The sequence below is a fragment of the Longimicrobiales bacterium genome, assembly GCA_029245345.1.
Classification (GTDB): domain Bacteria; phylum Gemmatimonadota; class Gemmatimonadetes; order Longimicrobiales; family Gaopeijiaceae; genus CALFPJ01.
Window position 1 is genome coordinate 74216 of sequence record JAQWPM010000019.1, and the last position, 20438, is coordinate 94653.

A 20438-nucleotide genomic window follows, 5' to 3' on the forward strand; every position below is an offset into this window, starting at 1 on the left:
ATTCCGGCCCCGGAAAAGCCCCTTGAGCGGCCAGGTCTTAGGCATCGTGCCGGCCCGGCTTGCCTCGACCCGACTCCCCAACAAACCGCTCTATCCGATCCTCGGGAAACCCTTGATTGAGTGGGTTTGGCGGCGCATCGAGAACATGTCTGTGCTCGACCACGCGGTGGTTGCCACGGACTCAGAGGACGTGGCGGAGGTCTGCCGGGCGTTGGGAGCCCCGGTGGAAATGACGGCAACGGATCATCCTTCAGGGACCGACCGCGTCGCTGAAGTGGTCAACCGCCCCGCATATCGACAGTACGACGTGGTCGTGAACGTGCAGGGCGACGAGCCCCTGATTAAGGAGGCGCACGTTCGAGCCGCGATCGACTTGGTTGTTGAGGGGAAATGGGACGTGGGGACATGTGCCATTCCCGTGCGAACAGATGACGCGCGGGCAGACCCTTCAGTGGTGAAGGTCGCGAGAGCAGCCAGCGGGAAGGCGCTTTACTTCTCTCGCGCCCCGATCCCCTACAAACGCGACGAGAAGCCAGGACCCGAGGAGTTGGAGCACGAGCCATTCCTTCGGCACATCGGGATCTACGCTTATACGCGCGACGCCCTGCATGATTGGGTATCCCTCGCGCCATCACAGCTGGAGCGTCTCGAGCTGCTGGAACAGTTACGCCCGCTCGAGGCGGGATTGAGGATCGGGGTAGCCGTCGTGGGTGCGGCGGACCCGGGAGTAGATACACCCGCGGATGTTCTGAGGATGGAAAAGAAACTGACCGAGTACGGAGCCACCACTTTCGCATGACGGAATCCATGACCGACACGCATGACAGGCCCACTAAGTACATCTTCGTTACCGGCGGCGTAGTTTCGTCACTCGGTAAGGGAATTTCCGCCGCAGCCATCGGACGCCTCCTCAAGGAGCGCGGGCTGAGGGTGACGCTCCAGAAGTTCGATCCGTACATCAACGTGGATCCGGGAACGCTTTCGCCGTTCCAGCACGGAGAGGTGTTCGTGACCGACGATGGGGCTGAGACCGATCTCGACTTGGGTCACTACGAGCGATTCATCGACGAATCCCTCTCCCAGGCAAACAACATCACGACGGGTCGGATCTACCAGACGGTGATCTCAAAGGAACGTCGCGGTGACTACCTGGGGTCCACGGTTCAGGTGATCCCGCACATCACCGACGAGATCAAGTCGGCGATCAGCAGGCTCTCTGACGACAACGACGTCGTGATTACCGAGATCGGCGGCACGGTGGGTGATATCGAGTCTCTCCCGTTCCTTGAGGCCATTCGTCAGTTCCGTCAGGACGTGGGGCGCGAGAACGCGATCTTCGTCCATCTGACGCTGGTGCCATTCATCACCGCCGCGGGGGAGCTTAAGACAAAGCCGACCCAGCATTCCGTGCGCGAGCTGATGCAGATCGGAATTCAGCCGCACGTGCTGATCTGTCGGTCCGAGCATCCGCTGTCTGACGAAATCCGTCGCAAGATCGCGCTCTTCACCAACGTCGAAATCGACGGGGTGATCGAGGCGCGCGATGTCGAGACCATCTACGAGGTTCCCCTTTCGCTCAAGAAGCAGCGCTTGGACGACGTGATCGCGGAGCGCCTAGGACTTGATCTGCCGCAGCCCGACATGACGTCGTGGACTGCGATGGTGAATCGGGTCAAACATCCTTCTGCGGGTACGGCCAAGATTGCGGTGGTCGGCAAGTACACGGACCACATCGACTCGTACAAGTCGATTCAGGAGTCACTCATCCATGGTGGCATCGCGAACGACGTAAAGGCTGACATCCACTGGTTGTCCTCTGAAGTATTCGACAACGGTGAGGGCGTAGAGAAACTCAAAGAGTATGACGGCCTATTGATTCCAGGTGGATTCGGTCCTCGCGGAGTCGAAGGTATGCTCGAGACGATCCGTTGGGCTCGGGAAAACCAGATGCCGTTCTTCGGCATCTGCCTTGGTCTGCAGTGCGCGGTCATCGAATTCGCTCGGAACGTGTGTGGCTTGGAAGGATCCCATTCGTCCGAGTTTGCGGAGGCTTCGCCGGATCCGGTGATCTGCCTGCTCGACTCCCAACTGCAAGTCACCACCATGGGCGGGACGATGAGGCTCGGTGCATATCCGTGCGCCCTAGGCGAGGGAACCAAAGCCAGGGAGATCTACGGAGTGGACGAGATCTCCGAGCGTCACAGACACCGCTTCGAGGTCAACAACGAGTACCGGGACCTGCTTACGGACAACGGCATGACGATCAGTGGTACGTCTCCGGACGGCGGGCTCGTCGAGATGATCGAGCTCACGGAACATCCTTGGTTCGTCGCGGGTCAGTTCCATCCCGAACTCAAGAGCCGCCCGACCCGCCCGCATCCGCTGTTCGCATCGTTCGTCGGAGCAGCTGCCGCGTACGCGCGAAACCAACCCGCTAAACCGGCCGCTGAGCCGGCAAGCGTTTAGGAACGGAGGGGGATGTTCGATCGATTCTCGCTCATCGCTGGGCCATGCCTCCTAGAGAGTGATGAGATCAACCTCGAAGTCGCACGTGCGCTTTCGGGGTGGTCGGAGTCATTCGATCTCCCGGTCGTTTTTAAGGCGTCATTCGACAAGGCAAACCGGTCGAAGTTGTCGGCCGAGCGGGGTCCCGGCTTAGAGGTCGGCCTCGAGGCGCTCGCACGGGTGAAAGGGGAAACAGGCCTGTCGGTGATTACCGACATCCATGAGGCCGGTCAGGCGGCACGCGTCGCTGCCGTGGTCGACGCGCTCCAGATACCAGCATTTCTCTGTCGGCAGACGGACCTACTCGTCGCTGTCGGGGAGACGGGGCGTCCCGTCAACTTGAAGAAAGGGCAGTGGATGTCGCCCGAGGAAATGGCGGCCGCTGTGGACAAGCTCGAGTCCTCAGGAGCGCCTGAGGTCGCGGTCACCGAGCGTGGGACCTTCTTCGGGTACGGCAACCTAGTCGTCGACATGCGGTCGTTCGCACGAGGCACGAAAGCGACGGGCTGCCCAGTCTACTTCGACGGCACTCACTCCGTGCAAAGACCGGGCGCTCTGGACGGCGCCAGTGGCGGCGACCCGGAGCACATTCCGTCGCTCGTGCGAGGCGCTGTGGCCGCCGGATGTGCTGGATTGTTCCTGGAGACCCACCCGCGCCCGGAGCAAGCACCGTCGGACGGATCGAACATGCTTCCGCTGGAAGAGATGCCTCAACTGCTCCGGAATGTGCAGGCCGTGCGAGCGGCCCTAGCCCCCGAGGGAGCCACCTGATGTCCAGCGAGAACCCAATCAATGACGCGCTGGCCCGTCAGATCAAACTCGTGATTTTCGACGTCGATGGTGTCCTCACGGATGCCGGCATCTATGTCGGAGAAACGGAATCAGGAGAATCGGTCGAACTCAAGCGCTTCGATATCCAAGACGGCATTGGGCTCAAGATGCTCATGTGGGCGGGGCTCGAAGTCGCCATCGTCTCGGGTCGTGTCTCAAAGGCGACCACGCTGCGGGCGGCTGAGCTCGAAATCGATGAGTGCCACCAGGCGCCAAACGCCCACAAGCTTGTGGTCGTCCGCGAACTCATCGCTCGGAAGGGTGTTGAATGGCACGAAGTCGCGATGCTGGCTGACGACATCCCTGACCTGTCCGTGCTCCGGGAGGTCGGCCTCAAAGCTGCGGTAGCAAACGCTACATCGACGATCACAGCGATCGCCGATTGGAAGTCGGCGAAGGAGGGAGGCAAAGGCGCCGCACGTGAGTTCTGCGAGGCCCTGCTCACCGCGCGGGGCGAACTGGGTGGCGTAATCGAGAAGTATGTTGCGGACCGGAGCCCCGCATGACGTCCTCTGACGAGGCGCTGCTCGCAGAAGGGCGCCGTGTTCTCAATATCGAGGCCGATGCCATCGCGACGGTATCCGCGCGACTGGACAGTCGATTCGTGGAGGCCTGCCGTCTCGTGGCGGGCGCGAAGGGCCGAATCGTCGTGTGCGGGGTCGGCAAGTCGGGGCACATCGCTCGGAAGATTGCAGGTACCCTCACCTCGACGGGTACGCCCTCGACATTCCTACACGGGGTCGAGGCGCTCCACGGAGATCTTGGAATCGTCGGGAAGGCCGACGTAGCGATCCTCATCTCCAAGTCCGGAGAGGGCTCTGAGCTCGGTCGCATCACGGAGTACTTGGTACGTCTCGGTGTTCCCGTGGTGGCCATGACAGGGCAGCCGGACTCCGTGCTGGCTCGCGACGCGTCAGTGACGCTCGACTGCTCGGTGACGGAGGAGGCGTGCCCGATGGATCTGGCCCCGACCTCATCGACCACGACCACGCTGGCCCTGGGCGACGCCCTCGCCATGGTGGTCCTTCAGGAGAAGGGATTCGGGGAAGGGGATTTCGCGGCGCTTCACCCGGGTGGAACACTTGGAACCAAGCTCTCCGTCCGTGTAGGAGATGTCATGATCTCCGACGAATATCCCACGCTGACGGGCGAAGTCTCGTTGAAAGAAGCCATCGCGCCACTCGCGAAGATGCGGGGCACGGTCCCCGTGGTGGAGGGCCCCAAAGTTGTGGGTGTACTCACGGCCGGGGACCTGGCACGATGCATGGAGTCGGACCCGGGGTTCCTCGGCGTGAAAGTCGCAGACGTGATGACGCTCAACCCTAAGGTCGCCAGCGAGGCCGAACTGGGCTCCGCAGCCGTTCGTCGGATGGAAGAGCACGGGATCATGGCCCTCCCGGTCCAAAACGGAGCCGGACATCTCGTGGGAATCGTTCACTTGCACGACTTGATGAGATCCGGAGCGGTTTGATGAAAATATCTAAGATGATTCGCCCCCTTGCTGTGATCGGTCTGGTTTCGATCTTGGGGCTCACCGCCTGTGACGAACCTGTGGAGACGGCGGTCGCGTCGGAAGCGCTCCTAGAGATCGGGGCGGATAACGTCGTCTTCGGTATGGTTGCTTTCATGACCTCGCGAGGCATTCGGGACGGTAGGGTCAACGCCGACACCGCATATATGTTCGCGGACTCGGCCTCAGCTCAGCTCCATCAAATGAGCATCGTGTTCTACAACGCGAACGGCACGGCGCGTGCAACGGTGACGGGCACCTCGGGCGATTGGGACCAGCAGACGGACCGGATGACCGCACGAGGTGACGTGGTCCTCTTGGTGCATGACGACGGGCGAAAGATCGAAAGCTCCGAGTTGCACTACGACCCGAATCAGAATCGGATCTGGTCGGACTCGGCGACGGCGCAGACGCTCGCGAACGGTTCGGTTACGAGGGGCTCTGCGTTCCAATCTGATATGGAGTTCAGGAACGTCCGGATCTCGAGCATTCGCGGCCAAGCGGTCGGCCGGTAGTCGGACCGATGACGGTCTCCCTCCCACGAGCCCTCCTCGTCGTCGCGGCGATTGTCTCGCTCCTCGCGTTCCCGGCCAAGGGTGCGGCTCAAGAGGACTGTGAGTTCGTGTTCCCGTCAGGGGACCTGGTGATGACCATGTTGTCAGGCGGGGCGAGCATCACCTATGTCGGGACTCCTCACCTCTTCTGTCGCGACGGGGTCGAAATCTGGGCAGACTCAGCGATTTCGTATTCAGCACAGGGAATGCAGCACCTCATCGGCTCAGTGCGTTTTCTTGACGCGAACGGTGAGTTGCGCGCGGACGAAGCCCGATACTTCGCAGAGCAGGGCCGCCTTCAGGCTGAACGCAATGTGTTCGTCCAAGACACCGTCCAGGGATTCACGATTCAGAACGGCCGGCTCATTTACCTGCGCCAGACGCCTCAACGGCAACGGGCCCAGATGGACGTGACCACGGGCCTTGATGGGGTCAGGCCCCGAGCGATTCTGACCATGCGGGCCAGCACATCCTCGGCAGGAACAGATTCGATTCCCGGGTCCGATCCAGCCCTGCCACCGGCGGCGACTCCGGTCGAAGTCGGCCTGCCGGAATCCGTAAACGACTCGAACACACCCTACGTCGTGGACGGTGACCGCATCTTCATTCAGGGTGACACCTATTTCCGCGCAACTGGGGACGTCGAGATCGAGCGCGATTCGCTTCACGCGTTCGCGGACAGCGCGGAGTACGACCAGGCCGCCGGCCGCATTCTCCTCAATGGCTCGGCCAGAGTCGACGGCACCACGTACGATCTCCTGGGCGAGACCATCAACATGGGGATGAACGGGGACGACATCGACCAGGTCGTGGCGCGCCGAGAGGCTCTACTCATCAGTGAGGACATGCGGCTGACCGCTCCAGTAATCTTCATGTATATGGAGGGAAGCCTTCTCGACCGGCTCGTTGCCGTGAACAGGGTCGACCTCGCCAACGTCTCCGAAGATGCGCCCGCCCGGCCACGAGTGGTGTCCGCCCAGTTCGAATTGACCGCGGACTCATTAGAGGTCCTAGCACCGGCCGAGCAGTTGGACAGGGTCTTCGCAGTGGGGAACGCCCGCAGCGTGTCGAGCGACCGCGACTCCCTCAACGTCGAAGTCCTCCCAGAAATCGCTCGGACTGACTGGCTTGAGGGCGACACCGTGATCGTGACCTTCGTGCGCGATACGGCCGAAGTCGAGACGGAAGCGGGCTCGGACTCCACGTCCGCTCAGAACCGCATCGACCGTATTGTTGCCCGGGTAGGCGCACGCAGCCTTTATCGGCTCCCGCCAGCAGACAGCAACTCGGTAGCAGGGACGGACGCCCCAGCCGTTCACTATGTGGTGGGAGATGAAATCACCATCGTGATGGCCGACGGGCAGATTGATCACATGGACGTCCTAGGGCAGACGCAGGGGGTTCACCTGGAGCCGATACCAATCAGTGTTCCTTCGGACAGCCTGGGCGCAGATTCCACGGTCGTGCCGGACACTTCTGCGGTTGGGAATACGAAGACACCTGAGAATACCCGGAACGACGGAGGTGGGCCTGACGCTCCTGGCCCGGAGCGGTCTCAAGCCTATCCGTCTGATCCCTGGAGACACATTTGAGTGAAAATATGAACGGTGAACCGGAGACAGTGAGCCGCTTCTCGGGCGAAGGCCTTACGAAGATCTACCGCAAACGCACCGTCGTGAACGACGTTGACATCGCCGTGAGTCAGGGCGAGATCGTGGGCCTATTGGGGCCGAACGGAGCCGGAAAGACGACGACCTTCTACATGATGGTCGGACTCATTCCGCCGCATTCCGGGACGGTCCACCTTGATGGGGACGATCTGACCAAGACGCCCATGTATCGACGAGCGCGTCGAGGGGTGGGATACCTGGCCCAAGAACCGTCAGTGTTCCGGCGCCTCTCAGTCGAGGACAACGTACTCGCAATCCTTGAGACGCTGAAGCTGCCAAAGAAGGAAGAAAAGCAGCGTTTGGAGCACCTTTTGGCCGAATTGGGCCTCAGCGAACTGCGCAAGAACAAGGCCTATTCGCTGTCCGGTGGTGAGCGTCGCAGACTCGAGATCACGCGGGCACTCGTCCAGCGCCCTAAGTTCATGCTGCTCGACGAACCCTTCGCAGGGATCGATCCGATTGCCGTACACGACATTCAGGACATCGTTCGCGGTCTGAAGGATCGCGATATCGGGGTCGTAATCTCTGATCACAATGTTGAACAGACACTCGAAATCGTCGATCGGGCATACATCATGTATGAAGGTGGGATTAGGGTCAGCGGGACGGTCTCCGAACTCGTGTGGAACGATGAGGTCGCGGAGATCTACCTGGGCCCGACTTTGACCGAACGGATGCGCGGTCGGTATGCGAAACCCGACACGGCAGGAGCACAGGAGTAGAAATCGATACTCGGGCTTGGAGGCCCGGCGAACGACCCTTCCATGAGCACTTTCAACACGAAGCTCTATCAGAGCGCAAACCTCCGGCAGGAGATGCGGATCAACCCACGCCTGTATCAGGCGATGGAGTTGCTCTACATGCCCTTATTGGACTTGCAACAGCATCTGAAGGCAGAGCTCGCTGAGAATCCGCTGCTCGAGATGGAAGAAGCCGAAGTTGAAATGGAGGTCGAGCTCAGAGAGGACACGACGGACGAACCTCTGGGCGACGATGTGGACTGGGAGGCGATCCTCTTGGACGGGTTTGATGTGGGCGGCAGACGCGCCGAGTTCGAGCAGAAAGAGTATTTCGAACCCACTCCCGTCGATACGCGGGATTTGCACGACCACCTCGAGGATCAATTGCGCCTTCTCACGATCTCAGATCGTGAACTCCGCATGGGCGAAGAGATCATCGGCGACATCGACGACGACGGAATGCTCGCGTGCGATCTGTCCGAATGTGTCTCCGGCGTGAACAGCTGGCTCGAAGAAGTCCGCCCGATCGCTGAAGAGGCGGTGGCCCAGATCGAAGACAAACACGAACGTCAGTCTGAGATGGACTCCATTGTAGAGGCCTTCCGTCCGTACGTGTTAGATGAAGCCGTGGCCATGCTGCAGGTGGTCCAGGCCTTCGACCCGCCGGGCATCGGTGCCCGAGACGTTCGGGAATCGATCCTGATCCAGCTTCAGCAGCGTGATGAAGGCGATTCGCTCGCCTTTAAAATCGTTGACGAACACTTCGATGCGCTCATCAACCATCGTGTCAGTGACATCGCGAAGACTCTCGGTGTGCAACCCATCGAAGTCCAAGACGCCACGGATGGACTGAGTCACCTGGACCCGAAGCCGGGTCAGAAATACTCAGCCGAGCCCGAGCACTATGTCATCCCGGACTTGATTGTTGAGCAGATCGACGGTGAGTACATGGTGTTCGCGAACGACACGAGCCTGCCGCGTCTCCGGATCTCCCAGAGCTACAAAGACATCGCGAAAGACAAGAAGCAGTTCACAGGTGAGAACAAGGAATTCGTCGCCGCCAAGCTCAACTCGGCCAACTGGATGGTTCAGGCCATTGAGCAACGGCGTCAGACAATGCTGAAGGTCATGAACTTCATCGTGGATCGGCAGCGCGCGTTCTTCGAGCGGGGTGTGCAGCACTTGAAGCCACTCACGCTCCGTGAGGTCGCCGACTACATTGAGATGCACGAGTCGACCGTGTCGCGCGTGACAAATAAGAAGTACGTGCAGACCCCCCGGGGCGTCTTCTCCCTCAAGTACTTCTTCTCCAGTGGACTGTCTACGACGAGCGGAGAGGACATCTCCGCCCGTGGCGTAAAAGACAAGATAAAGAGCCTGGTCTCCGACGAGGACAGTGGAAAACCCCTCACAGATCAGGCCATCGTAAAACTCTTGATGGCCGACGGCGTCAAAATCGCTCGCAGGACGGTCGCCAAGTACAGAGACCAACTCGGAATTCTCCCAGCCCGTATGCGAAAACGCGTATGACGAAGAACGACTTCGCGGTCATCGTACCCGCCTTCAATGAAGCTGAGGTGATTCCGGATCTCGTACGCGAGCTCCGAGAGGCTTTCGAGCGCTTCGGCCTCGACGGTGAGGTCATCTTGGTGGACGACGGCTCATCGGACGACACGGCTGCCATCGCGGAACGCGAGTCGGCTGGGTGGGACGCCTTCAAGGTTGTAAAGCACAATAAGAACCTCGGAAAGACCGAGGCGATGATCACCGGCGCCGATGCGACTGAGAAGACAGCCCTGGTCATCTTCGACGCGGACCTTCAGCACACCCCGAGCGAGATTCCGCGATTCCTGGAGAAGCTCTCCGAAGGGTGGGACATCGTGACCGGCCGGAAGGTCGGAGCATACGACAAGCGCGGAGTGTCCTCGGTCTACAATCGCCTGTCACGGAAGATCTTCGACGTGCCAGTGTCGGACTTGAATTCGATGAAGGCCTTCCGTCGCGAAGTCCTGGACGGCCTGACGCTTCGTCACGATTGGCATCGGTTCTTCGTCGTACTCGCCCACTCGCGTGGCGCGACGGTCACCGAGATCGACATCGAACTCCACGACAGAAGGGCGGGGGAGTCCAAGTTCCAGGGCCCGTTCCGTATCTTGGTCGGCGTGATGGATCTGATGTCAGTGGGCTTCCTGCTGCTGTTCTCACGAAAGCCGCTGCTCTTTTTTGGAGCCTCCGGCATCTTGATGGCCGGCCTAGGAGTCTTCGTCGCGGCAATCGCGGTGTATTTGCGTTTTGTGCACCCCATGGTGGGCTTCGACCCTTACATCCCGCCAATGGGTTATCGACCGCTCTTATACTTGGTCATGCTGCTCGAGATGCTCGGCTTCGTGCTCGTCGGATTTGGCCTGGTGTCCGAACAGGTGGCTCAGGTCCGTTACGAGATCGACAACCTGAGGAGAAATAGAAAGGATTCCGGTTCGTGAACGAATCCTCAATACAGCCCAAAAAGGTGTTGATCGTCGTTGGGACCCGCCCGGAGGCCATCAAGATGGCCCCCGTACTCGACGCATTTCGTGACCTCGCTCCGGAAATCGAAACACGCTTCGCCTTGACCGGTCAGCACACCGATCTGGTGGCGCAGGTCCTCGAGGCATTCGATCTCGAACCCGACTATGACCTGGACATCATGAAGCCGGGCCAGACGCTCTACGACGTCGTCCAGCGTGCGATGGAAGGGCTACGAGGAGTGGTGCAGGAGTTCCAACCGGACGCGATCCTCGTGCAGGGGGACACAGCCACGGTATTCGTCGGCTCCCTAGTCGGGTTCTTCGAGAAGGTGAAGGTCGGTCATGTTGAAGCGGGGCTGAGGAGTCACGACAAGTGGGCTCCCTGGCCGGAGGAAATTTTCCGACGCCTCACGGATATCGTATCAGATTACTATTTCGCACCTACGCCGTATGCTAAAGAAGCACTGGCAGCCGAGAACACCACGGCGGAAAACGTCTTCATCACGGGCAACACCGTCGTCGACGCCCTTCAGCGGGTATCCGACGGTCACCGACCCATCGACAATGATGTCCTCCGGTCTGTCATCGAGGGTAATCGACGACTCGTCCTCCTCACGGCGCATCGCCGCGAATCGTTCGGTGCCCCGATTCGTGAGGTATTCGCTGCCGTGCGAACGCTCGCGGAAGAGCACGACGATATCGACATCGTGTACCCCGTTCATCCGAACCCGAATGTGCTGGGGCCAGCTCAGGAACTCCTGAGTGATCACCCTCGCATCCACCTGACTGACCCGGTCGGCTACTTCGATCTCGTAGCCGCGCTCGACGCCGCATCATTGATCCTGACCGACTCGGGCGGGATTCAGGAAGAGGCGCCGACCTTCGGGACGCCGGTGCTCGTCCTTCGTGAGGTCACGGAACGACCTGAGGGAGTGGACGCAGGTGTCGCAGAACTGGTGGGCACGGATGGGGGGCGAATCCTTGAACGAGCTCGCTCGATTCTGAGCAGGGCTCAGGAAACCCTTCCTGCCACCAATCCTTATGGTGACGGGCTCGCCGGGAAACGGATTGCCGACATCGTTGCGGCGGACCTATTGGGACGACCACGTACGACCGAGGATTGGGGCGCGTGAAGGTATTGATGCACTGCGTCTACTTCCCGCCGGAGGTAGGCGGGCTGGAGAGCCACGTCTACTACTTGTGCAAGGCGATGGCCGAACGGGGCCACAGGGTGGACATGGTGACGTCCCTATCTCAGCCGGGCCTGCCGAAGCAAGAAGTAATGGGTGGCGTCAACGTGTGGCGGACTTGGATGCCGTCCAGGAATACCCCCGGCTGGGCCGCTCATGCGCTTGCGTCGATGCATCGCTTCGCGACCCTCGCCCAACACGCTGACGTCCTCCACGCCCAGGACATCGCGTCTGTGCTCCCGGCTATGGTGGCGCAGCGTGTCCGGTCCGCCCCCATCGTTACGACCTACCACACAAGCCACTTCCTCAAACGAGCGGGATCGCCGTTCTGGCGGCCCGTCTTCAAGCGCTTCCTGGAAGCGGCTGACTACAACCTCGCTGCGAGTGGTGAGATCGCTGGGGTAGGGGAAAGCATCGCGCCGGGAACGAGCATCGAGCCGCTCACCAACGGTGTAGACACCGGTTTCTTCCAAAACATCGAGCCGACGCTTCCTCCGTTGGATGAGGGCCGCTTCCGCTTGATCGTGCCCAGGAGGCTCTTCCACAAGAACGGGGTCGAGCACTTCGTCCGCTCGATGCCGCTCATTGCAGAGCGGGCCGATGTAGAAGCCGTGCTGGTTGGCGATGGACCGGAGCGTGATCGACTCGAACGCATGGCGGGTGAACTCGGCGTTTCCGACAGGCTGCATTTCATGGGTGCACGGCCGCACGGAGAGATGCCGGGACTTCTGTCCTCAGGCGATCTCGCGGTCTTTCCGTCACTCATGGAGGCGACCTCAGTCGCGGCGCTCGAATGCATGTCCTGTGAACTGCCGGTTGCAGCTACCAACGTTGGCGGGCTGCCTGAGATCGTAAGTGACGCGGTAGGTGGACTCTTCGAGCCAGCCGATCCGAACGCGCTGGCGGACAAGGTTGTCTCGCTGCTCCAGTCCGGGCGCCTGAAGGAGCTTGGGGCGGAAGGGCGTCGACGGGTGGTCGCGGGTTGGAGCAACGCCCGCCTGGCCGAACGGCACCTGGAGATTTACGAAGAAGTCATCGAGCGCCGACGGGCCAAAGGGGGGCAGTCATGAGTGCTAGAAAACGCGACGACAGAAAGAGCGGCGGTGGACCCACGGTGCCAAAGTGGCTTCCCACGGTACTCTTCGGTGGACTGACCGTCTTCCTCTTCCGATCGTTCATTTTCAGCGACCAGATGCTGTTCGGGAACGACACGATGGGGTTGGGCTATATCGCTCGTGCCCTCTATGTGGACATGATCGGAGCCCTCGGTCGCTTCCCTCGGTGGCAGCCGCACATCTTGGGGGGCACTCCATTCCTTGAAGCCCTCTCCGCCGGAGAGTCCTTCTATCCGCCCTCGCTCCTGCTCCTGCTCATCATGGAGCCGTACCGAGCACTTGGATGGAAACTGATTCTCCATGTGCTCGCGGCCGGCTTTTTCATGTTCGGTTGGACGCGGGCCATCGGTACCTCCCGGGCCGCCGCACTCGTGGCCGGGACCGGCTACATGTTGTCGCCCATGCTGGTGAGTTTCGTCCACCCTGGCGGTGACGGAAAGTTGTTTGTGACCGCGCTCGCCCCGCTTCTGTTCTGGGTCGTTGAACGCCACTTCGTGCGGCCCCGTCTCGCGACCTTCACTTCGGTTGCGTTGGTCGTCGGGCTGGTCATTTACACGACTCACTTCCAGATGGCGTACTTCCTGTTCGGCGGCGTCGGGATGTTCGCGATCTTTCGCGCGACTCAACTCGCACGGCAGGGAAAGGCCTCGGCGTTGCCCGTGCGTCCGCGCGCCGGCATCACCTTCGGGCTGTTCCTCGCTGCGTCTCTGATGGGGGCAGGCATCGCGGCATTCCAATTAGTGCCGGCTGTCGAATACGCGACTCAATCTTCAAGGCGCACCGCCACTACACGAGCAGAAGTGGGGGAGACGAGCGTCGCCTGGTCGAGTTCATGGTCGATCCATCCTGAGGAGGCTCTTTCCCTCATTGTCCCGGGTTTCGCAGGGAACCAAGCACGAAACTGGAAGGGGGCCCCGTATTGGGGCCGCAACGGGGCCAAGGACAATCACGAATACGCCGGCCTCATCCTGATGCTCCTCGCGGCGGTTTCCTTCGTCGGCGGGGCAAGGCGCAGCCTACGCTTCTATTTCCTTGGGTTGAGCGCGCTTGCCTTCTTCTTCGCGCTCGGAGCGAACACCCCCGTATGGGGCATCATTTATTCGATCGTGCCCGGCATTTCCCTCTTCAGGGCCCCCTCGCAGGCGATGTTCCTTTTCGCCTTCAGCATGGCAACCCTCGCCGCGCTGGGCGTCGACCGACTGCTCCGTCAGCCAGTTGACGGGGACGAAGAAGAACGAAGCCTCTCCATAGTGATGGTGGCTGGACTGGGCGTCGTCACGGCGATCGCGATCATGATCTCGAGCGGTTTCATAGCTTCGATCTGGCCCTCGATGGTCTTCAAGGACATGGGCGACGGGAGGATTCAAGCGTTGGCAGACTTCATGCCGGAGATGTCACGCAGCGCTTGGGCATCCGTGCTGCTGACTGCGGGATTCACGGGCCTCGCACTCGTGTTCCGGAAAGGGCGTCTCGCTCCGGTCGCCCTATTGGCAGGCCTGGTCGGGTTGGTTGCGGTAGACGCCCTTCGTCTGGATCAGGCGTTCATCGTGACGCTCGACCACGACGAGTTCTACGCTCCAAACGCCAACATCCAAGCGGTCCTGGACCGGGAGGCGGAAAGCACGGAGCCCTATCGACTGTTCTCGATGAGCCGGAACAGTCAGGACGTCAGCCCGGCGCTCCACGGTATCGAACTCGCAGCCGGTCATCATCCGAACGACCTCGCCCGTTACCGCCAACTGATTGGGATGGTCGGGTCGGGAGACGCAGTGAACCTCATAAACAGCGGCACTGTCAGGCGGCTGCTCAACGTGAAGTACATCCTGTATCCGGATTACGCGCGGCGGCAGCCGTACGAAGGCCCAGGCATCATCCAGAGGCTACAAGGCTCGGATGGGCAGCCCTTCGAAACGATGATCGAGATTGGTGCGCTGCCGAGGGCTCGCCTTGTTGGAAGTGCGGTCGTGAAGTCCGACGAAGAAGCGGTGCCGTACATGCTCTCTGCCGCCTTCGACCCCGAGCGGGAAGTTGTGCTGGCCGAGGCTCCTGTCGCATCTCTTGGTGGAGGCCCAGGGCAGGGGAACGTGACCTGGCTGGAGCGAGGCCCCGACCGGATGCGCCTCTCTGTAACCTCGGATCAAGCTGCCATGCTGGTCATCTCGGATAACTGGTTTGCTGGATGGCAGGCCACGGTCGGCGGGGTCGACACTCCAGTACTCCGAGCCTACCACACGCTCCGTGCGATCCCGGTCCCAGCCGGACAATCCGAGATCGAAGTGTGGTATGCATCGGCCACGGTGCGCATGAGCCTCTGGGTGAGCGTCCTCCTGTCTTTGGCGCTCGCTGGTGCAAACGGATTCGTGTGGTGGCGTGATCGCCCACGCGGGAGCACTGAACCCTGAAGGCGTGGTTGAAGCACGGCGCGCGACTCGCCCTCACGCTCGTCGTCACCTGGTTCATCCTGGACCGAGTCGGATTCAACGTCCAGGAACTTCAGGCGATGGAAATCGGGAGCATGCGACCCCACGCTCTGGGCTTCGCTGCGTCCGTGACGCTCCTGCTAATGATGTATTTCGTATCGGCCGCCATTTGGGGTCGCATCGTGGTGGACTTAGGAGGCCCGTCGATTCCGACGGCACGTGCGGTACGACTCTTCATGATTGCGAACCTAGGGCGCTACATCCCGGGCAAGGTGTGGCAGATCGCCGGCCTAGCAGCCTTGGCGAAGGGGCAAGGAGTACCAGCCGCCACGGCAACGGGTGCGGCTGTCCTGGGACAGGGGTTGGCCGTTGCGGCGGCTGGGTCGATCGGACTCGGCGCACTGCTGACCGGCAGCGAGGCCCTGCGTCAGGCGGGTATCGTCGGGGGCGTCCTGGTCGTGGTGGGAATCTGCCTCATAGCCATCCCATCCGTCTTCGAACGAGGCGTGGCGCTTTGGTTTCGTCTCGCCCGCACAGACCCCCCGGAATCACTCGGTAGTGCCCATGGGATCCGGTGGTTCATGTTCTACCTCATGAATTGGATGGGGTACGCGTTGTCGTTCTGGCTCCTCGTTACGAGCTTCGGGATGCCTGTACCGCTCATACCCACTGCCTCCGCTTTCGCTGCCGCGTATGTGTTGGGTTACCTGATGATCTTTGCACCGGCCGGGCTCGGCGTCCGGGAGGGTTTTTTGGTCGCGTTTCTCACACCACATGTCGGCATCGTCAACGCGGGCGCGATCTCCGTCGTCCACCGGATCTGGATTACCGGTGTCGAGGTCGTCCCAGCAGGCGTGTTTTGGTTGATGCACCTGCGCGAAACTCCAACAGACAAGAGGCAGGGAGCCGCCCCGAATGAGTGAGCGCATCCTCGTCATCGTGCCGACGTACAACGAGATGGAGAACCTTCCCAGGAAGGCCCCTCTGATTCTCGAACAAGACGAGCGGATCGAGATCCTGGTCGTCGATGACGCGTCGCCGGACGGCACCGGCCAGCTCGCAGATGAGATGGCCGCCGCTGCCCCTCGAGTACACGTCCTGCATCGCAAATCCAAAGACGGACTGGGGCAGGCCTACCTGGCTGGCTTCAAATGGGCACTCGAGCACGATTTCGAAGTCATTTTCGAGATGGATGCGGACATCTCGCATCCCCCGGACGCATTGCCCCGCTTGATCGAGGCCATCGGCACGCATGACTTCGTGATTGGCTCTCGATATGTGGAGGGGCGTGTAACGGTGTCCAACTGGCCCATGAGCCGGCTCCTGGTCAGCTACTTCGGGTCTTGGTATGCCCGCATGATCACGAGGATGCCGGTGCGAGACGCCACCGGTGGCTTTAACGGCTGGCATCGGCGCGTATTGGAAGAAGTGGGGCTCGACCGGGTCCGTTCCAACGGGTACGCGTTTCAGATCGAGCTAAAGTTCCGAGCGTGGGTCAAGAACTTCACGTTCACCGAGGTACCGATCCTATTCACGGAGCGGGATACCGGTGACTCGAAGATGTCGAAGAAGATCGTTCGCGAGGCGGTGTGGCGGGTGTGGTGGATGAAGTTCCAGCACATCTTCGGGCGCCTTTGATGACTGAGGAGCGCATCGGGCAGGAGTTCTACGACTCCAGCGGCTACTTCGAGGGTGTCGACGACCACCTGGGCAAGCTCGACACGCCATTCCAGCGCTACCGAATCGCCAAGGTGTTCCAGATCCACACGCCGTTGGCTACAGACCGTGTACTCGACATGGGCTGCGGTTGGGGCACGTTCGGCTTCGCGCTGGCTCAGCAGACCGGTGAGATCGTCGGGCTCGACTTCAGCCAGAAGAGCATCGAGATCTGTAGTCGCCGCCTCGGTGAAGAGCCCCATGCCAACTTGAGCTTCGTTCAGGCCGACGCTGGAGCCTCAGGGCTGGGTGCGGACTCCTTCGACGTTGTGATTGCTGCGGACCTGTTCGAGCATCTCTATCCGGACGACTCCGAGCGCGTCGCGAAAGAGGCGTTCCGAGTCCTCAAGCCTGGCGGGCGTTTCAGCACGTGGACACCGCACCGCGGCCATTTCCTAGAAGCGCTGAAGAACCGTGACATCCTCATCAAACGGGATGTCAGCCATGTGGACTACAAATCCATGGCACGGATGCGGGGTTTGCTCACCGATGCAGGCTTCGAGATCGAGAAGGCCTACTACGCTGAATCGCACCTTCCGGTGCTCAACGTTGCAGAACGGGCCCTACAGGGCTTTCTGCCCTTCATGAGGCGCAGGGTGGCCGTATTGGGCCGGAAACCGGCGGAGTAGGGGCATATGGGCTGGGAAATCGAGCGTCGCTTTCTAATGCGGGTGCCCACAGCCTACTGGTCCAGCCTTGGCGAGGGTCACCACTACCGTCAGGGCTACATCCGGAACGGTCAGCCGTCCCTCAGAATTCGCACCGGAGAGCCACGAGGAGCGGTTCTCGGGACAAAAAGTGGGTCCGGAGTCCGCCGAACGGAGGTCGAAACCGTCGTGCCTGACGAAATGGCGCCGCTGCTGATGGAATTGGCTGGTGAGCGCATCATCGAGAAGGTCCGCTTCAAGATCGGTCCTTGGGAGCTGGACCGCTTTCTGGGCGCGCTGGAAGGCCTCGCGCTCATGGAGATCGAGCTCGACGACGAGTCGGACCCGCTGCCGGAGCCTCCTAAAGGCATCGATATCTTGCGTGAAGTGACGGATGATAACCGCTTTGTCAGTGGGCGCTTAGCGCGCTTAACCCCTGCGGAGCAAAGCACTATGGTGCAGACCGTTTACACCGAGGTGAACCCATGACGTGGGTCGCACGGATCGCTCTGATTGCGGCCATCTCGCTCGTATCTGGATGTAAGATGATCGGATCCGAAGAGTTGACCCGACAGCGGCCACCGGTGCCGGAGAGTTCCCGTCCGGGGCCGATCAACACACCAGGCCTGTCGGCGACTGGCGTGGGTCGAGAAGGTGAGGCAAGCACCACCGAAACCGCCGCGGTCGCGCCTGATATCGCGGCATTGCTCGAGGTTCCGGAGTTGGAGCTGACTCCAGAGCCTCGAAGTCGACGCGGAAACCGCTCCGAATACGAACAGTGGGGGGAAACGTACCGAGTGTTAGACACTTCGGAGGGCTACGACGAGCGTGGCGTGGCTTCCTGGTACGGAGAACCGTTCCACGGCCGCGAGACAAGCAGCGGGGAGACCTACGATATGTACGAACTCACGGCCGCTCACCGAACGCTGCCGCTTCCGAGCTACGTCGAGGTGACGAATCTGGCCAACGGGAGGTCCGTTGTCCTCAGGGTGACCGATCGGGGGCCTTTTCATGACCCGGACAGGCGGATCATCGACGTTTCATATACGGCGGCACTGAAACTCGGAATGGTGGGCGCAGGCACCGCAGCCGTAAATGTGCGCGCGCTCGAGCCGTATCAGACTCGGGTAGGGCGCTAGGGGTAACTCGAGCCAAAGGAATCCGTGAAATGGCGCCCATTCTTGTTAGTTAACATAATATATCTTATACGAAGTGAATTACGGCTTTGGGTGTCACATGTGAATGAATCAGCCGTTATCGGTCGATATTCGCCAACAACGCCCAGGCACAGCCCCCATGTGACACCTAGATACGACATGGGCCGCCTCGGGAGGTCCCGAGGCGGCCCATGCCACGCCAACGCTTCGCGGGAGATGATCTCCCACTAGGTCGAGCTTAGATACTCATCGCGGTCTTGAGTTCTTCGATGCGCATCTCGAAGACGCCGCGGTCGATGTCGTTTTCTTCCATGTCGCTCAACACACGCTCGTAGAGCTCGATGGCTCCAGCCGCATCACCGTTGTCGGCGCGAATCCGAGCCGCACTCTGCAGCGCGTTGCGCACCTGGAAGCTCAGGTCAGCACGGTCAGCGATACGCAAATAGACCGCTTCGGCGTCATCCCACCGATTCTCCTGCTCATATGCGGCGCCGAGGAGCGCAGCACCCTGGAACTCGATTGGATCGCGCGGCGAGCCACCCAACGGCTCGAGGATGACCTGCGCCTGCTGCGGGTTGTCGCTCTGCAGGTAGAGGTCACCCAATAGAAGCCGAGCCTCGCCCTCATACGCCGTGCCGCCGAAACGCTCCAAGAAGACCTCGAGCCCGTTCCTGGCACCCTCGCGGTCCTGGAGCGCGATCGACTGATGGACGAGCTCGAGTTCCTGAGCAGCCTGCTGGACCAGTTGGTCCTGGTACCCCCCGTAGTAGACGAGTCCTGCGACAACGATTGCCACAACGACCCCCACAATGGTCAAAAGCTGCTGGTTGGCGCGAGCCCACTGACCCGTGTTCAACACCCTCGCAAGGAAGATGTCGTCGGGATCGTTGTTGTGGTCCTGCTGAGTCCGGCGCGCACCGGGGTGACGCTTGGTCATATCGGGTCCTGCTCAGGGGTGTACGGGCGCAAACCGCGCCTCGGAAAAGCGCCAAAAGCTAGACGGGACGGGATTTTAGGTCAACGTTCAGTTCACCTGCTCGTCCGGATCGTCTACGCCTGGATGGTAGCCCGCCAACGTCCAAAGGTCATGGGGGCGCCGAATCGCAAGCCCTCCCTCCTGACTTGCGCCGAGCACGCCCTCGTACAACCAGTCGTTGAGCAGCGTCGTTACGGTCGCCCGGTGGGCGCCAGCCAGGTCGGCAAGCACCTGATGTGTGGGCTTCACGGAAAGGTCGATTCCGCGGCCTTTGCGTTCACCGCAACGCTGTCCGAGGTCCAGAAGCACTTCTGCCAAGCGCTGTGCGGCCGTCGGCCCACGAGAGCCTCCCTGGGCATGCCGAAGCCGATGAAGCTCACGCTCGGCACCCTCCAAGTAGGCGTCGAGACTCTTCTTCGCGGTCTTGAGCCCGGTCAGGACCCGGCCTTCGGGCAGCGCCACAACCGTACAGCGTGACCCCGCCAGCGCACCGTAGCGACGGTGGCCTTCCGTAAACGCTTCGTCCCCGAACAACTCCCAGGGCAAAGCAAGCGAGACGGTTCGTTCCCCCCTTCCCTTCTCCATCCCCGGCAGTACGAGCCGAACAAACCCCTCGGTGACAAGAAAGACGTCCTTGGCCGGATCGCCGGCGGAGTAGAGCGATCGCCCTTTCACGATGCGGATGGGCAGGGCCTTCTTGACCAACCGATAGAGCTTCCGGTCTCGAGCGGGGACCAGTTGGAACGGCACTGTCAGCTCTCCTGACCGAGCGGGGCCAACCCGTTCCTCAGCGCGAGGTGCATCTCCAGTCCGCTCGCGAGGATGATCGCCGGCATGGAACGTAGCGTCCCGGTCTGCGCCTCAGCCTTGATCGAACAACGACTCACCAGCCTTCTCCCC

Annotated in this window: 21 protein-coding genes; 18 read left to right on the forward strand and 3 right to left on the reverse strand. The window is 61.1% G+C overall.

Annotated features, from left to right (window positions below):
- The first annotated feature begins 22 nt into the window (after nt 1–22).
- From kdsB to P8L30_10415, 18 genes are all read left to right on the forward strand, one after another.
- Entirely contained in the window at nt 23–799 is a 777-nt protein-coding gene (gene kdsB, locus P8L30_10330) for a 3-deoxy-manno-octulosonate cytidylyltransferase (GenBank protein MDG2240589.1), read from the forward strand.
- An 8-nt stretch (nt 800–807) separates the two neighbouring features.
- A complete protein-coding gene (locus P8L30_10335; GenBank protein MDG2240590.1) occupies nt 808–2466 on the forward strand; it encodes a CTP synthase in 1659 nt (552 codons plus the stop codon).
- Nucleotides 2467–2478: 12 nt separating this feature from the next.
- Nucleotides 2479–3276, forward strand: a complete 798-nt coding sequence (kdsA, locus tag P8L30_10340; GenBank protein ID MDG2240591.1) for a 3-deoxy-8-phosphooctulonate synthase — start codon at nt 2479–2481, stop codon at nt 3274–3276.
- Nucleotides 3276–3842, forward strand: a complete 567-nt coding sequence (locus P8L30_10345; protein ID MDG2240592.1) for an HAD hydrolase family protein — start codon at nt 3276–3278, stop codon at nt 3840–3842. The genes kdsA and P8L30_10345 overlap by 1 nt, the downstream gene beginning before the upstream one ends.
- Nucleotides 3839–4807 carry a KpsF/GutQ family sugar-phosphate isomerase gene (locus tag P8L30_10350; protein ID MDG2240593.1) on the forward strand — a complete coding sequence of 323 codons (969 nt, stop codon included), beginning with the start codon at nt 3839–3841 and terminating at the stop codon, nt 4805–4807. Before P8L30_10345 ends, P8L30_10350 begins: the two co-directional genes overlap by 4 nt.
- On the forward strand, nt 4807–5361 hold the full coding sequence (gene lptC, locus P8L30_10355) for an LPS export ABC transporter periplasmic protein LptC (GenBank protein MDG2240594.1): 555 nt from the start codon (nt 4807–4809) through the stop codon (nt 5359–5361). The genes P8L30_10350 and lptC overlap by 1 nt, the downstream gene beginning before the upstream one ends.
- Before the next feature lie 8 nt (nt 5362–5369).
- Complete coding sequence (locus P8L30_10360; GenBank protein ID MDG2240595.1) at nt 5370–6992, forward strand: hypothetical protein; 1623 nt, start codon at nt 5370–5372, stop codon at nt 6990–6992.
- 8 nt (nt 6993–7000) lie between these two features.
- Nucleotides 7001–7792: an LPS export ABC transporter ATP-binding protein gene (lptB, locus tag P8L30_10365; protein ID MDG2240596.1), complete on the forward strand. Its 792-nt coding sequence runs from the start codon at nt 7001–7003 to the stop codon at nt 7790–7792.
- 42 nt (nt 7793–7834) lie between these two features.
- Entirely contained in the window at nt 7835–9340 is a 1506-nt protein-coding gene (gene rpoN, locus P8L30_10370; GenBank protein MDG2240597.1) for an RNA polymerase factor sigma-54, read from the forward strand.
- Nucleotides 9337–10293, forward strand: coding sequence for a glycosyltransferase (locus P8L30_10375; GenBank protein MDG2240598.1), 957 nt, complete (start codon nt 9337–9339; stop codon nt 10291–10293). The genes rpoN and P8L30_10375 overlap by 4 nt, the downstream gene beginning before the upstream one ends.
- Nucleotides 10290–11450: a UDP-N-acetylglucosamine 2-epimerase (non-hydrolyzing) gene (gene wecB, locus P8L30_10380; protein MDG2240599.1), complete on the forward strand. Its 1161-nt coding sequence runs from the start codon at nt 10290–10292 to the stop codon at nt 11448–11450. The genes P8L30_10375 and wecB overlap by 4 nt, the downstream gene beginning before the upstream one ends.
- The gene (locus P8L30_10385; GenBank protein MDG2240600.1) at nt 11447–12577 is read left to right on the forward strand and encodes a glycosyltransferase family 4 protein; all 1131 of its coding nucleotides are present in this window, start codon (nt 11447–11449) and stop codon (nt 12575–12577) included. Before wecB ends, P8L30_10385 begins: the two co-directional genes overlap by 4 nt.
- Nucleotides 12574–15024, forward strand: a complete 2451-nt coding sequence (locus P8L30_10390; protein MDG2240601.1) for a hypothetical protein — start codon at nt 12574–12576, stop codon at nt 15022–15024. Before P8L30_10385 ends, P8L30_10390 begins: the two co-directional genes overlap by 4 nt.
- Before the next feature lie 8 nt (nt 15025–15032).
- Nucleotides 15033–15965 (forward strand): lysylphosphatidylglycerol synthase domain-containing protein, encoded by a 933-nt coding sequence (locus P8L30_10395; protein MDG2240602.1) that lies wholly within the window; start codon nt 15033–15035, stop codon nt 15963–15965.
- The gene (locus tag P8L30_10400; protein ID MDG2240603.1) at nt 15958–16680 is read left to right on the forward strand and encodes a polyprenol monophosphomannose synthase; all 723 of its coding nucleotides are present in this window, start codon (nt 15958–15960) and stop codon (nt 16678–16680) included. Before P8L30_10395 ends, P8L30_10400 begins: the two co-directional genes overlap by 8 nt.
- Complete coding sequence (locus P8L30_10405) at nt 16680–17387, forward strand: methyltransferase domain-containing protein (protein MDG2240604.1); 708 nt, start codon at nt 16680–16682, stop codon at nt 17385–17387. Before P8L30_10400 ends, P8L30_10405 begins: the two co-directional genes overlap by 1 nt.
- Nucleotides 17388–17594: 207 nt before the next feature.
- On the forward strand, nt 17595–17894 hold the full coding sequence (locus P8L30_10410; GenBank protein ID MDG2240605.1) for a hypothetical protein: 300 nt from the start codon (nt 17595–17597) through the stop codon (nt 17892–17894).
- Nucleotides 17891–18544: a septal ring lytic transglycosylase RlpA family protein gene (locus P8L30_10415; GenBank protein ID MDG2240606.1), complete on the forward strand. Its 654-nt coding sequence runs from the start codon at nt 17891–17893 to the stop codon at nt 18542–18544. The genes P8L30_10410 and P8L30_10415 overlap by 4 nt, the downstream gene beginning before the upstream one ends.
- Before the next feature lie 256 nt (nt 18545–18800).
- Here P8L30_10415 and P8L30_10420 read toward each other — a convergent pair whose 3' ends face one another.
- From P8L30_10420 to P8L30_10430, 3 genes are all read right to left on the reverse strand, one after another.
- Nucleotides 18801–19499 carry a tetratricopeptide repeat protein gene (locus P8L30_10420; protein MDG2240607.1) on the reverse strand — a complete coding sequence of 233 codons (699 nt, stop codon included), beginning with the start codon at nt 19497–19499 and terminating at the stop codon, nt 18801–18803.
- A gap of 87 nt (nt 19500–19586) precedes the next feature.
- A complete protein-coding gene (locus tag P8L30_10425) occupies nt 19587–20288 on the reverse strand; it encodes a Crp/Fnr family transcriptional regulator (protein ID MDG2240608.1) in 702 nt (233 codons plus the stop codon).
- 2 nt (nt 20289–20290) lie between these two features.
- A complete protein-coding gene (locus P8L30_10430) occupies nt 20291–20425 on the reverse strand; it encodes a hypothetical protein (GenBank protein ID MDG2240609.1) in 135 nt (44 codons plus the stop codon).
- Nucleotides 20426–20438: the final 13 nt, after the last annotated feature.